Origin of the sequence: Erwinia aphidicola (assembly GCF_014773485.1) — a bacterium.
GTDB lineage: Bacteria > Pseudomonadota > Gammaproteobacteria > Enterobacterales > Enterobacteriaceae > Erwinia > Erwinia aphidicola.
The window spans coordinates 506,215-519,628 of sequence record NZ_JACXBP010000003.1; the positions used below are offsets into that span (position 1 = coordinate 506,215).

Genomic DNA, 13,414 nt, shown 5'->3' on the forward strand with positions numbered 1-13,414 from the left:
CATATGACTTAGTGCAATAGTTTGCACACCCTCAGCATTATTCCTAAGGATTAGCTAAAATCCGGCTATCTGCAATGCGTGCAAGAAGGCACTCGCAAACGTTTGCCTGCACTGTTAGAATTGCGGCGCTTTATTTTTACCACCACACCAACCGCAAACCGCGTGGGGATTCGCAGTGACCGACAAAACCTCTCTCAGCTATAAAGACGCCGGCGTAGATATCGATGCGGGTAATGCTTTAGTCGACCGTATCAAAGGCGTAGTGAAAAAGACTCGTCGCCCGGAAGTGATGGGTGGACTGGGCGGTTTCGGTGCGCTTTGTGCGCTGCCGCAAAAATACCGCGAACCGATTCTGGTTTCCGGCACTGACGGCGTCGGCACCAAGCTGCGTCTGGCGATGGACCTGAAACGCCACGATACCATCGGTATCGACCTGGTCGCGATGTGCGTTAACGATCTGGTGGTTCAGGGTGCTGAGCCCCTGTTTTTCCTTGATTATTATGCCACCGGCAAACTGGATGTGGATACCGCAGCCAGCGTTATCACCGGCATCGCTGAAGGCTGTTCACAGTCTGGCTGTGCGCTGGTAGGCGGCGAAACCGCTGAAATGCCGGGCATGTACCACGGCGAAGATTACGACGTGGCCGGCTTCTGCGTCGGTGTGGTTGAGAAATCCGAAATCATCGACGGCAGCAAAGTGACCGATGGCGACGTGCTGATTGCCCTGGGTTCCAGCGGCCCGCACTCTAACGGCTACTCGCTGGTGCGTAAGATTCTGGAAGTCAGCAACACTGACCCGGAAACCACGACGCTTGCAGGCAAATCACTCTCTGACCACCTGCTGGCACCGACCCGCATCTACGTGAAAAACATCCTGAGCCTGATTGAACAAGTTGATGTTCACGCCATCGCCCACCTGACCGGCGGCGGCTTCTGGGAAAACATCCCGCGCGTCCTGCCGGATAACACCCAGGCCGTGCTCGAAGAGTCAAGCTGGGAGTGGCCAGCGGTGTTTGGCTGGATGCAGCAGGCGGGTAACGTCAGCAGCTTCGAAATGTACCGCACCTTCAACTGCGGCGTCGGCATGGTGATCGCGCTGAGCGCGGCTGAAGCCGATAAGGCCGTACAGCTGATGAATGATGCCGGCGAGAAAGCGTGGAAAATCGGCGTGATCAAAGCCTCTGACTCTGAAGAACGTGTGGTTATTAACGCATGAAGCGCATAGTCGTGCTGGTTTCCGGTAATGGAAGCAACTTACAGGCAATCCTGGACGCCTGCCAGCAGGGACGGATCAACGGCAGCGTCGCTGCCGTTTTCAGCAACAAAGCTGAGGCTTTTGGGCTGGAACGCGCACGCGCAGCAGAAGTGCCGGCGCATGCGCTGGCGGCTGCGCAATTTGCTGACCGCGCCGCGTTTGATCGTCAGCTGATGCTGGAGATCGACGCCTATGCGCCCGATCTGGTGGTATTAGCCGGCTATATGCGCATCCTCAGCGCCGAATTCGTCCAGCGCTACGCCGGACGGATGCTGAATATCCACCCTTCCCTGCTGCCAAAATATCCCGGTCTGCACACCCATCGCCAGGCGATTGAAAATGGCGATGAAGAGCATGGCACCTCGGTGCATTTTGTCACTGAAGAGCTGGACGGCGGTCCGGTGATTTTGCAGGCGAAAGTGCCGGTATTCAGCGACGACAGCGAAGAGGATGTCACGGCGCGCGTGCAGCATCAGGAACACGCGATCTACCCGTTGGTGGTGAGCTGGTTTGTTGATGGTCGCCTGGCGATGCGCGAGGGTGCGGCGTGGCTGGACGGCCAGCAACTGCCTGTTGAAGGGCATGCGTTCGAATAAGCGTTTGCGGGTCGGGCATGCCTGACCCCTAGCCATATCTGCCGGTAATATAATCTTCCGTACGGCGCTGACGCGGCGCAGTAAACAGTTCGTCGGTCAGACCAAACTCCACCACACTTCCCTGATGCATAAACGCGGTATAGTCCGACACGCGGGCAGCCTGCTGCATGTTATGGGTGACCAGAATCAGCGTGAAGTGCTGCTTTAACGTGCTCATCAGCTCCTCAATCACCAGCGTGGAGATGGGATCGAGCGCCGACGTTGGCTCATCCAGCAGTAAGATTTCTGGCTCAATCGCTATCGCCCGGGCGATCACCAGCCGCTGCTGCTGCCCGCTGGAGAGCGTCAGCGCATTCTGCCACAGATTATCTTTCACTTCCGGCCACAGTGCCGCCGCACGCAGCGCCCGCTCAACCGCTTCATCCAGTACGCGTCGGTCACGCACGCCCTGCAGGCGCAGGCCATACACCACGTTGTCATAGATAGTTTTGGGGAACGGGTTAGGACGCTGGAACACCATCCCCACGCGGCGGCGCAGCGCAGAAAGATCCTGCTGCGGGGCGAGGATTGAGTGCTGCTGCAGCCGGATATCCCCTTCGATACGGCAGCCGTCAATCGTATCATTCATGCGGTTAAAGCAGCGCAGCAGGGTCGATTTGCCGCAGCCTGAGGGGCCGATTAACGCGGTGATGCGATTTTTCGGCACCCGCAGGCTGATGGCATTCAGGGCGGGTTTTTTCCCGTACCACAGGCTGAGTTTATCCAGCTCCAGCGCGGTATCCGCATCGTCAAAGGTGACATTGGTCATAAAGAATTCCGTGTTAATGCATCAGCGCACGGTAGCGCTCGCGCAGACGATGGCGCAGGACCATCGCCATTAAATTTAAGCCCAGAATCAGCAATACCAGCAGCAGCGCGGTGGCAAACACCAGCGGGCGGTCAGCTTCGGCATTGGGGCTTTGAAAAGCCAGATCGTAAATCTGAAAGCCGAGATGCATAAATTTACGATCGAGGTGTAAATAAGGGAACAGTGAGTCAATCGGCAGCTCGGGCACCATCTTCACCACGCCGACCAGCATCAGCGGCGCGGTCTCCCCGGCGGCGCGCGCGACGGCCAGAATCAGCCCGGTCAGCATCGCCGGTAACGCCAGCGGCAGCGTGACGTGCCACAGGGTCTCTGCCCGCGTTGCGCCGAGCGCGAGGGAGCCCTGGCGCAGCGAGGGCGGAATGCGCGACAGTCCCTCTTCGGTGGCAACAATTACCACCGGCAGGGTCAGCAGAGCCAGCGTCAGCGAAGCCCACAGCAGCCCCGGTGTACCAAAGGTTGGGTTCGGTAACGACGAGGCGAAGAACAGGCGGTCGAGGCTACCGCCCATCAGCCAGACAAAGAACCCGAGGCCAAACACGCCATAGACAATCGACGGCACGCCGGCAAGATTGACCACGGCAATGCGCACCAGCCGCGTCAGCAGGTTGCGCCCGGCGTACTCATGCAGCCAGACGGCGGCAATCACGCCGAGCGGCATCACCACCACCGACATCAGCAATACCATCAGCACGGTGCCAAAGATCGCCGGGAAGATGCCGCCGTCGCCCTGGCTGTCACCTTTAGCGTCGCTGACGAAGTGCCATAGCTGGCTGCCGAAATGCTGCCACTTCTGCGCCAGCGTCATGGCATTCGGCTGCCAGGCAGCGACAATCTGCGCCAGGGAGATCGGATGCTGCACGCCGCCTGCATCGCGCAACAGCAGCACGGTACTGTTACTTTCACGCTGCAGTGCCGACAGACGTGCGGCCTGGCGGCCAAACTGGCGCTGCAGTTCGGCACGGTCTGCCTCATACATCGACTGCGCCTCTGCCGTGTAGCGCTGCTCGTCGCGCTGCTTCTGCCGCTGGCGCTCCAGCTCTTCCATCTGCGCATTTAGCCGCGCCATATTCACCCGGCGCAGCTTTTCCGCTTCCTCGATACGCTGGCGCGTCTGCACTAAACGCTGCTGCAGCGCCTGGCCGAGATCCTGTGCCGTCAGCGGCTGGTTATCTTCCAGCAGGCCGTCAAACCAGCCGTAGGCGTTGCCGCCGCTGCGCCGCTGCAGCACGATCGCCTGGCCCGGCTTATCCTGCTGCACAATCTGGCTGGAGAGAAGAGTGTGAAAATCCGGCGCGTTAAAATCGCGGTTGCCGGTTTTGATCAGATAGCGCGTAACCTGTTTCGGCGTCTCCCCTACCAGCGGCTGCCCGCTGGCCAGAAGCTGCTGGCGCGAGACCGTCTGCTGTTGCGCCACTTCGCCCAGCATCTGCACTTCACCGTGTGCCGTTTTCAGCGTGAACTGCACCAGCGGCTGCGGCCAGAAATAGCGCAGCCCCTGCCAGGCCAACAGCGCAATCAACAGCAGGAAGGCCAGCAGGCTGAGCGCTACCGCGCCGCCGGTCAGCCAGCGCCAGCGGTGATTATTGCGTGCCGCGTTGATCATCCCTGAATCTCCTGCTGGCTGTAACGCTGGCGCAGGCGCTGACGCACCATCTCCGCAAGGGTGTTGACCACCAGGGTGAACACCAGCAGCACCAGTGCAGAGAGGAACAGAATACGATAGTGAGCGCTACCCGCCGCGGCTTCAGGCATCTCCACCGCCACGTTCGCTGCCAGCGAGCGCAGCCCCTCGAACAGGCCGCCGTGCGTCACCGGGGTATTGCCTGTCGCCATCAGCACGATCATGGTTTCTCCTATCGCGCGGCCAAAGCCAATCATTAATGCGGCAAAGATGCCGGAGGAAGCTCCCGGCAGCACCACGCGCGTCAGGGTTTGCCACTGCGTCGCCCCCAGCGCCAGCGAGCCTTGCCCGAGTTCCGCCGGAACGCTGAAGATGGCATCTTCCGCCAGGGTAAAGATCAGCGGCACCAGCGCAAAGCCCATCGCCACCCCGGCCACCAGCAGATTGCGCTGCTGATAACGGGTGCTGATGACGTCAGCCAACTGCTGCCCCCACAGCGCCTGGGTGACCAGCGGCACCAGCCACAGGGTTGCCGCGGCGGTCAGCAGCAGGACAGGCAGCAGAATCAGCACTTCACGCCCTTCGGACAGCCAGCGCTTGCGCCAGTGCGCCGGTAATTTTTGCATTGCCCAGCCGCACAGCAGCAGCACGGCGGCCAGCGCCAGCGGCAGCAGCAGCACGCCCGGGAGCCTGTCGGCAATGCGCGGGGCCAGCCACAACCCGGCGATCAGGCCGATCACCACGCTGGGCAGCGCCCCCATCATCTCGATGGCAGGTTTGACCCAGCGCCGCAGTGCCGGCGTCATAAACCAGGCGGTGTACATCGCCGCTGCCAGCGCCAGCGGCGTGGCAAACAGCATCGCCAGCCCGGCGGCTTTCAGGGTTCCCACCACCATCGGCACCAGGCTATATTTCCCCTGATAGTAGTCATTGGCAGAGGTCGACTGCCAGACATAGTCCGGGGAAGGATAGTGCTCGTACCAGACTTTCTGCCACAGGTTACGCCAGCTGATGTCCGGCCATGGATTGGTCAGCTGAAAGTGCTGCCAGCGCCCGTCCCGCTCCACCAGCAGCCCATCGCCTTCCGGAGAGAACTGCGCTCGGGTGATACCCGGTGTGAGCTGATGGCTGAGGATAGCGCCCTGCTGCTTGCTGGCAAACAGCTTAAGCTCGCCCTGCGGGCTAAGCGTGGCAAACACCCGGCGGTGTGCTTCAGTGACGATCAGCGGCTGCCACTCTGCCCCCGCAAAACGGCGGATCTGGCGCAGGTGCGGGCCGCTCGGGCTGGCGATATCAAACCACTGGCTGATACCGTCTTCATCGGCGATCAGTAGCGAACTGCCGCCGCTCAGCATCGCGATGCTTTTCACCGGCTGCGTCAGCGTCAGCACGTCGCGCAGTTGAGGCGCACCGCTGCCGATGTTCCAGACGCGCAGCTGTGAACCGGCCAGCGCAAACAGCAGGCGGCCATCCGGTGACAGCAGCAGCTGGCTGACGTCGCGGATGTCCAGACGATAATTTTGTGCAGGGAGCTGGGATTGCAGCTGCCATAGCGTGATATGGTCGGGGGTCGCCAGCGCTACCTGCCAGCGGTTTTCACCACTTTGCGCCAGGCTGAACTGGTTGATGGTCGTTTCACCGCTGGAGAGCGGCAGATCGCCCAGCGGGAACTTCCAGCGCGGCGCTTCACCGGGGATAAACTCAGGTTTTACCAGCACCATTGAGCCCTGTGCTGACAGCAGCAGCGTGCTGCCGTTATCGCTACTGCTGCTGGCTCTGACCGCGCTGCGCATTAGCGGGAACGGGCTCATCGGCGGCTCAGCATTCAGCGGGATAAAATAGCCGTTGCCCTGATCATCAATGCGCCAGCCCCATTGCTGCTGCCGGTCCATCCCCAGCGCAACCGCAGGCTGATGCTGCCACAGTTTGATTTCGTTCCCGGCGTGGATCGCGGGGGAGACGAACAGCGGAACGACGACCCAAATCAGCCAGAAAAACAGCAGCATCATTACCAGCAGAATGGCCACACCGCATGCCGTGACCACGCGCCGCGTCAGCCGATCGATAAAGCGGCGGCGCCCGGCGTTGTCGTGAACAGGGATTGGGCGGTCAGTCATATCAACGTGGGTTTCCATTGTGCTTCGAAGCCGCTATGTTGCCCGTATGTAGTTAATAAGACAATCAACATTCACCGGGCGTTGGACAATGCTGCCATACTCTCGCCATAATGTTGCAGAACAATGGATACCTTCATCCTGAATCAGCCAACGGAGTAAAAATGGGTCAGGAAAAGCTGTATATAGAGAAAGAGTTAAGTTGGTTATCCTTCAATGAACGCGTGTTGCAGGAAGCTGCCGATAAAACTAACCCGCTGATTGAGCGTATGCGCTTTCTGGGTATCTATTCCAATAATCTGGAAGAGTTTTATAAAGTCCGCTTTGCTGACCTGAAACGCCGCATTCTGATCGGCGAGGAGCAAGGCTCCCCGAATACGCCGCGCCACCTGCTAAAAAAAATCCAGGCGCGCGTACTGAAAGCCGATCAGGAGTTCGACAGCCTCTACAATGACCTGCTGCTGGAGATGGCGCGTAACCAAATCTTCCTGATTAATGAACGCCAGCTCTCCCCCAATCAGCAGAGCTGGCTGCGTCACTACTTTAAGCACCATCTGCGCCAGCACATTACTCCGATCTTGATTAACCACGACACTGACCTGATTGAGTTCCTGAAAGACGACTACACCTATCTGGCAGTGGAGATTATTCGCGGCGAAGATATTCGCTATGCGCTGCTGGAGATCCCCTCCGATAAAGTGCCGCGCTTCGTTAACCTGCCGCCGGAGACGCCGCGCCGCCGCAAGCCGATGATCCTGTTGGATAACATTCTGCGCTACTGCCTGGGCGATATTTTCCGTGGCTTCTTCGACTACGACGCGCTTAACGCCTACTCGATGAAGATGACGCGCGATGCGGAATATGATTTGGTCACCGAGATGGAGTCGAGCCTGCTGGAGCTGATGTCTTCCAGCCTGAAGCAGCGCCTGACGGCCGAACCCGTGCGCTTTGTTTATCAGCGCGATATGCCGGATGCCATGGTGCAAATGCTGGGTAAAAAGCTCAACATCACCAACTATGACTCGATTGTTCCCGGCGGCCGCTACCATAACTTTAAAGACTTTATTGGCTTCCCGAACGTGGGCAAAGCGAACCTGGTCAATAAACCGCTGCCGCAGCTGCGCCATATCTGGTTTGACCGCTTCCGCAATGGCTTTGACGCCATCCGTAATCGCGATGTGCTGCTCTACTACCCTTATCACACCTTTGAGCACGTGCTGGAGCTGCTGCGCCAGGCCTCCTTTGACCCAGCGGTGCTGGCGATCAAAATCAATATCTACCGCGTGGCGAAGGACTCACGCATTATCGATGCGATGATCCACGCCGCCTATAACGGCAAGAAAGTCACCGTGGTGGTGGAGCTTCAGGCGCGCTTCGATGAAGAGGCCAATATTCACTGGGCCAAGCGGCTGACCGAAGCCGGCGTGCATGTGATCTTCTCCGCGCCCGGCCTGAAGATTCACGCCAAGCTGTTCCTCATTTCGCGCCATGAAAACGGCGAGATTGCGCGCTATGCGCATATCGGCACCGGTAACTTTAACGAAAAAACCGCGCGTATTTATACCGACTACTCGCTGCTGACCGCCGATGCGCGTATCACCAACGAAGTGCGCCGGGTGTTTAACTTTATCGAAAACCCGTATCGCCCGGTGACTTTCGAACATCTGATGGTCTCGCCGCAGAACTCGCGCAAGATGCTGTATCAGCTGATTGATAATGAGATCGCCAATGCGCAGAAAGGCATTCCTGCCGGTATCACCCTGAAGATTAACAACCTGGTCGACAAAGGCCTGGTGGACCGCCTTTATACCGCGTCCAGCGTCGGTGTGAAGGTCGAGCTGCTGGTGCGCGGCATGTGCTCGCTGATCCCGAATCTGGAAGGCATCAGCGAAAATATTCGCGTTATTAGTATTGTCGACCGCTATTTGGAACACGATCGCGTCTATATTTTTGATAACGGCGGCGATAAAAAAGTGTTCCTCTCGTCCGCTGACTGGATGACGCGCAACATCGATTATCGCATCGAAGTGGCCGTCGCCATCCTTGACCCTATTCTGAAACAGCGCATCCTGGATATTATCGCCATCCTGTTAAGTGATACGCTGAAGGCCCGTTTCGTCGATAAAGAGTTGAGCAACCGCTATGTTCCACGCGGTAACCGCCGCAAGGTGCGCGCCCAGCTGGCCATCTACGATTACATTAAATCACTTGAGCAACCTGATTAATCACTATGCCAATTTCCCATAAAAGTACGCCGAAACCGCAGGAATTTGCTGCCATCGACCTGGGTTCGAACAGTTTTCACATGGTGATTGCCCGCGTAGTGGACGGGGCGATGCAGGTGCTTGGCCGTCTGAAGCAGCGCGTGCACCTGGCTGACGGGCTGGACAGTAACAACGTGCTGAGCGAAGAAGCCATCGAGCGCGGACTGACCTGCCTGGCGCTGTTTGCCGAACGTTTGCAGGGCTTCAGCCCGGCCAATGTCACCATCGTCGGCACCCATACCCTGCGCCAGGCGGTTAACGCCGAAGATTTCCTGCAGCGTGCCGCCGACGTTATCCCCTACCCGATTGAGGTGATCTCCGGCCACGAAGAAGCGCGCCTGATCTTTATGGGTGTGGAACATACCCAGCCGGAAAAAGGCCGCAAGCTGGTGATCGATATCGGCGGCGGCTCAACCGAGCTGGTGATTGGTGAAGACTTCGAGCCAAAACTGGTCGAAAGCCGCCGCATGGGCTGCGTCAGCTTTGCCAATCTCTACTTCCCGGGCGGCGCCATCAGCAAAGAGAACTTCCGCCGGGCGCGCCTGGCTGCGGTGCAGAAACTGGAAACGCTGGCATGGCAGTACCGTCTGATGGGCTGGCAGTATGCGCTCGGTGCCTCCGGCACCATTAAGGCCACCTGTGAAGTGCTGCAGGCAATGGGCGAGAAAGACAAGCTGATTACGCCGGAGCGGCTGGAAAAGCTGTATGACGAGGTGATCAAGCACAAATCGTTTGATGCCCTTAGCCTGCCGGGCCTGTCGGAAGAGCGTAAAGGGGTGTTTGTGCCGGGTCTCGCCATTCTTTGTGGCGTATTCGATGCGCTGGCGATCCGCGAACTGCGCCTGTCCGACGGTGCGCTGCGCGAAGGCGTGCTGTATGAAATGGAAGGCCGCTTCCGCCATCAGGATATCCGCAGCCGTACCGCACAGAGCCTGGCAAACCACTACGCCATCGACAGCGATCAGGCGCGCCGCGTGCTGGAAACCACTGAACTGCTCTACAACCAGTGGCGCGACCAGAACAGCAAGCAGGCCAATCCGCAGCTGGATGCGCTGCTGAAGTGGGCGGCGATGCTACACGAAGTGGGTCTGACGATTAACCACAGCGGCATGCAGCGCCACTCCGCCTATATCCTGCAAAACACCAATATGCCGGGGTTTAATCAGGATCAGCAGACGCTGCTGGCCACGCTGGTACGCTATCACCGTAAGGCGGTGAAAGTGGATGAGATGCCGCGCCTGACGCTGTTTAAACGTAAACAGTTTCTGCCGCTGGTGTTCCTGTTGCGCCTGGGTACGCTGCTGAATAACCAGCGCCAGGCGACCTCGAAACCTGAGGATCTGAAGCTGGAAACCGATGAGGGTCACTGGACCCTGACGTTCCCGCGTGACTACTTCAGCCAGAACAACCTGGTTCAGCTCGACCTTGAGCGCGAACAGACTTACTGGAATGACATCACCGGCTGGCAGCTGACCATTCAGGAAGAAGCGTAACCGTTGACGGGGCCGATCGGAACAGAAGATCGGCCCCGACAGAACCAGGGCCGATCGGAACAGAGGATCGGCCCCTACATGTAAACTTTTTTTCGCTCAGGCTTAAATGACCACGCAAAATTGATCCTATGACCTTACGTACAGACAGCTACTTTAGCGAAAAATACTCGCTCACCGCGCCGCATTCCGAAGTCGTCGCAGCCATGCCGTATCTGGATGGCGGCAAAGCCCTGGACGTCGGCTGCGGCAGCGGTCGCAACACGCTTTATCTCAACAATCGCGGCTTTGACGTCACGGCCTGGGACATTAACCCGGCTTCGCTGGCGCGGCTGGAGCAGATTATCAGCGCGGAAAACCTTAGCGGTATCCATCCCTCTATTCAGGATCTCAACCAGCATCGTTTTAACGGCGCCTATAATCTGGTGCTGTCGACGGTGGTGATGATGTTTCTACAGCCGGAAACGATCCCACAGCTGATTGCCGACATGCAGGCCAGCACGGTGCGCGACGGTTACAACCTGATCGTCGCCGCGATGGATACCCAGGACTACCCATGCGATCAGGGTTTCCCCTTTGCCTTTAAGTCCGGTGAACTGAGCCACTATTACCGCAAGTGGCACATCGTGAAATACAACGAGCATGTCGGGCAGCTGCACCGCAAGGATGAGAATGGTCAGCGCATCTCCCTGCGCTTTGCCACCCTGCTGGCGCAGAAGGCCAGCGTGAAAGCGTAATTACTTGCTCAGGGCGGACGTCGCCAGATCCTGCAACGGCAGCGCTTCACCGATGGCGACGCCCTGCAGATAATCCACGCCCAGCTTGCGCAGCGCGCTTGCGGTCTCCTCGTTTTCCACCGATTCGGCAACGATCTGCATGCGCTTGAGGCGGGCCACCATGCAGATTGACTCGATAATCTGGTAATCAAGGCTGTTATTCAGCATGTTGCGGATAAAACTGCCGTCGATCTTCAGCATGTCCACCTGCACCACTTTCAGGCTGGCATAGCTGGCATAGCCAGTACCGAAATCATCAATCGCCACGCGGCAGCCTAACTGGCGCAGTTGGGCAATGGTTCGATTAACCCAGCTATGATCGCTGAGCATCGGCGATTCGGCGACTTCAATGATCAGCTGCCACGGTTCAATATCGCTGGCTTTCAGCCGGGCAGCCAGTTCGGTGGCCAGCTGAGGGCGACAAAGCGTGGCGGCAAACAGGTTAACGGCCAGACGGATCCCCGGCAGCACAGCGCGGTGACGGTCAATAAAGGTTAACGCCTGGTCCAGCACCATGCGATCCACTTCCCATGTCAGGCCAAATTCCTGCACGACGGGCATAAAACTCGCTGGCTTGATGTACTCGCCCTGCGCATTCACCATGCGCAGCAGAATTTCATAAAAGTCATCGCCGCGCACACCGTGGATTTTCTGCGCCACCAGGCAAAAACCGTCGCTCTGCAGCGCCAGTTGAACATCGCGCAGCATTTCCAACTTTTCACTGACGTGACGCTGGACCGGGACCTTCTCCGTCTGTTGCAGATTTTCCGCATGGCCGCTGCGCAAGGAGATCTCCGCCATCGCGCTCATTTCCCCCAGCAGTTCATACAGATGTGATACGGGCGGATAAACGCTGCAGTGGCTGATGCCGACCTGCGGATGGATCGGCAGGCCATCCCAGCTCAGACGATAATCTTTTAAGCGCGCTTCTAACCCTTCAATGCGAGCCTGGTAGCCGATACTCCCCAGGCGCACCACCAGGTCAAACCCCGGCAGCTGATAGATCCCTTCACCTTTAAGGAGGAAGGGTTGCAGATGACTGGCCAGACTGCGTTTATACTGAATCCGCAGCTTCAGGCCATAGGTTCGGCTCAGGCGGTCAAGATCGGGAATACGTAAAAAGCAGAGTGCCGAACCGGCATTTTTTGCCAGGTCCTGATTTAAGGCGCGCAGATTCGGCATGCCAATGACCGGATCGGTAAGCGCCATTTCGCGAGCTTTTGCCAGTAAACGACGCTGGCGGGTGCTGAGGGCCGACATCAATAAGATCGTCAGCGTAAACACCAGCAAATTGGCTGAGATCACGGCGAGGTTGTAGGGTTCAACCAACGGGTCCATAAAGCGGTCACGCAGCTGATAGAGCACCACCAGCAACGTCCCCCAGCACAAAGAGGTGAACAGATAGCCAAAGCGCAGCGCTGCCCACAGCATCAGCGGTAAAAGCAGGGGGATGCCATACTCGGTCGTCAGCAGATTATTGGTCGTAGTGCGAAACTGCGTCAGCATAATCAGCGCAGCGAGCATCAGCGCCAGCCAGCTAAACCACTCGCGCAGCGTAACCCCGGCAGCAAATTGCTGCTGGCAGCGGCCGCTCAGAATACGTAGATAATAGGGGTTGCGAAAAATGCGCAGCATAAAGTAGAACAGCTGCACGGTAGCCAGGGAGGCCAGCAGCACCGATTGATAGTTCAGCAGCGTATGCAGAGAGTAGAAATCATGAGCGAATACTGAATTCGTCACGGGTAATATGCCTATCGGCATCGCCAGCTGCATCATTGCAATAAACATCGTCGGCATGGCAAAGGCCAGCCAGAACAGGCGTGCAGAGACCTGGCTCACCTCACCGAAGCTAATCCCCCAGCGCTTTTTGGTCTGTGCGCGATAGCCACTCCAGCCCAGCACCAGCGTAGTCATAATTAATAAAACAATCACCGTCGCCTGAGTGCCGGTGTAACGATGAAAATAGTGCCAGCATAGCGCGAGGACGATACCCGGTAGTGCTCCCCAGTCAAAAACCATCAGCAAGGCGATCATCAACGCCAGCGGCAAATAGATGAGATAGACGTAACCTTCAGGGAACCATAACCGGACCGACATTGAGGAGGCCACAGGCATCAGCAGTAGGGCGAACAGGAGCGGTAGCCCCCACCAGCGGCGAGAGAGTGTTTGCAGCATTACCAATTTAGTCATGAGGGTATCGTAGAATTTAGTATTATTAGCAGGTTTTATTTATTCTAACCAACAATCATGTTGAGAATTGGTGAAAAGTATTATTAAATCCTGAGTATAGTAGAGCTAAAATCTCACTCTAATTTGATCTAAATCAGTTTATTTTATAATAAATGCTATTCCCACCATTTGATCAAACCACCATCGGCCACAACAGATGTTATTCTTCAGCGGGCCAGTTGTTGATCGTGGCGCAGGATC

Annotated in this window: 9 protein-coding genes; 5 read left to right on the forward strand and 4 right to left on the reverse strand. The window is 57.7% G+C overall.

Annotated elements, in window-relative coordinates; translation table 11 throughout:
* Positions 1–175: 175 nt before the first annotated feature.
* A complete protein-coding gene (gene purM / locus ID864_RS09605; RefSeq protein ID WP_048915211.1) occupies positions 176–1,216 on the forward strand; it encodes a phosphoribosylformylglycinamidine cyclo-ligase in 1,041 nt (346 codons plus the stop codon).
* Positions 1,213–1,851, forward strand: a complete 639-nt coding sequence (gene purN / locus ID864_RS09610) for a phosphoribosylglycinamide formyltransferase (protein ID WP_048915210.1) — start codon at positions 1,213–1,215, stop codon at positions 1,849–1,851. The genes purM and purN overlap by 4 nt, the downstream gene beginning before the upstream one ends.
* A 28-nt stretch (positions 1,852–1,879) precedes the next feature.
* Here the strand turns inward: purN and pstB are convergent, their stop codons facing one another.
* The 3 genes from pstB to ID864_RS09625 are packed head-to-tail and all read right to left on the reverse strand — an operon-like array spanning position 1,880 to position 6,475.
* A complete protein-coding gene (gene pstB, locus ID864_RS09615) occupies positions 1,880–2,659 on the reverse strand; it encodes a phosphate ABC transporter ATP-binding protein PstB (protein WP_099754794.1) in 780 nt (259 codons plus the stop codon).
* 13 nt (positions 2,660–2,672) lie between these two features.
* On the reverse strand, positions 2,673–4,322 hold the full coding sequence (gene pstA / locus ID864_RS09620; RefSeq protein WP_191149763.1) for a phosphate ABC transporter permease PstA: 1,650 nt from the start codon (positions 4,320–4,322) through the stop codon (positions 2,673–2,675).
* Positions 4,319–6,475 carry an ABC transporter permease subunit gene (locus ID864_RS09625; RefSeq protein ID WP_191149764.1) on the reverse strand — a complete coding sequence of 719 codons (2,157 nt, stop codon included), beginning with the start codon at positions 6,473–6,475 and terminating at the stop codon, positions 4,319–4,321. The genes pstA and ID864_RS09625 overlap by 4 nt, the downstream gene beginning before the upstream one ends.
* 143 nt (positions 6,476–6,618) lie before the next feature.
* Between ID864_RS09625 and ppk1 the strand changes: the two genes are divergently transcribed.
* The 3 genes from ppk1 (at position 6,619) to tehB (ending at position 10,945) form a co-directional block, all read left to right on the forward strand.
* Entirely contained in the window at positions 6,619–8,679 is a 2,061-nt protein-coding gene (gene ppk1, locus ID864_RS09630; RefSeq protein WP_048915206.1) for a polyphosphate kinase 1, read from the forward strand.
* Between the two features lie 5 nt (positions 8,680–8,684).
* Positions 8,685–10,211 (forward strand): exopolyphosphatase, encoded by a 1,527-nt coding sequence (ppx, locus tag ID864_RS09635; protein WP_048915205.1) that lies wholly within the window; start codon positions 8,685–8,687, stop codon positions 10,209–10,211.
* A 128-nt stretch (positions 10,212–10,339) separates the two neighbouring features.
* Positions 10,340–10,945 carry a tellurite resistance methyltransferase TehB gene (gene tehB / locus ID864_RS09640; RefSeq protein WP_048915204.1) on the forward strand — a complete coding sequence of 202 codons (606 nt, stop codon included), beginning with the start codon at positions 10,340–10,342 and terminating at the stop codon, positions 10,943–10,945.
* Here the strand turns inward: tehB and ID864_RS09645 are convergent, their stop codons facing one another.
* On the reverse strand, positions 10,946–13,174 hold the full coding sequence (locus ID864_RS09645) for an EAL domain-containing protein (RefSeq protein WP_191149765.1): 2,229 nt from the start codon (positions 13,172–13,174) through the stop codon (positions 10,946–10,948).
* Between the last annotated feature and the right edge of the window lie 240 nt (positions 13,175–13,414).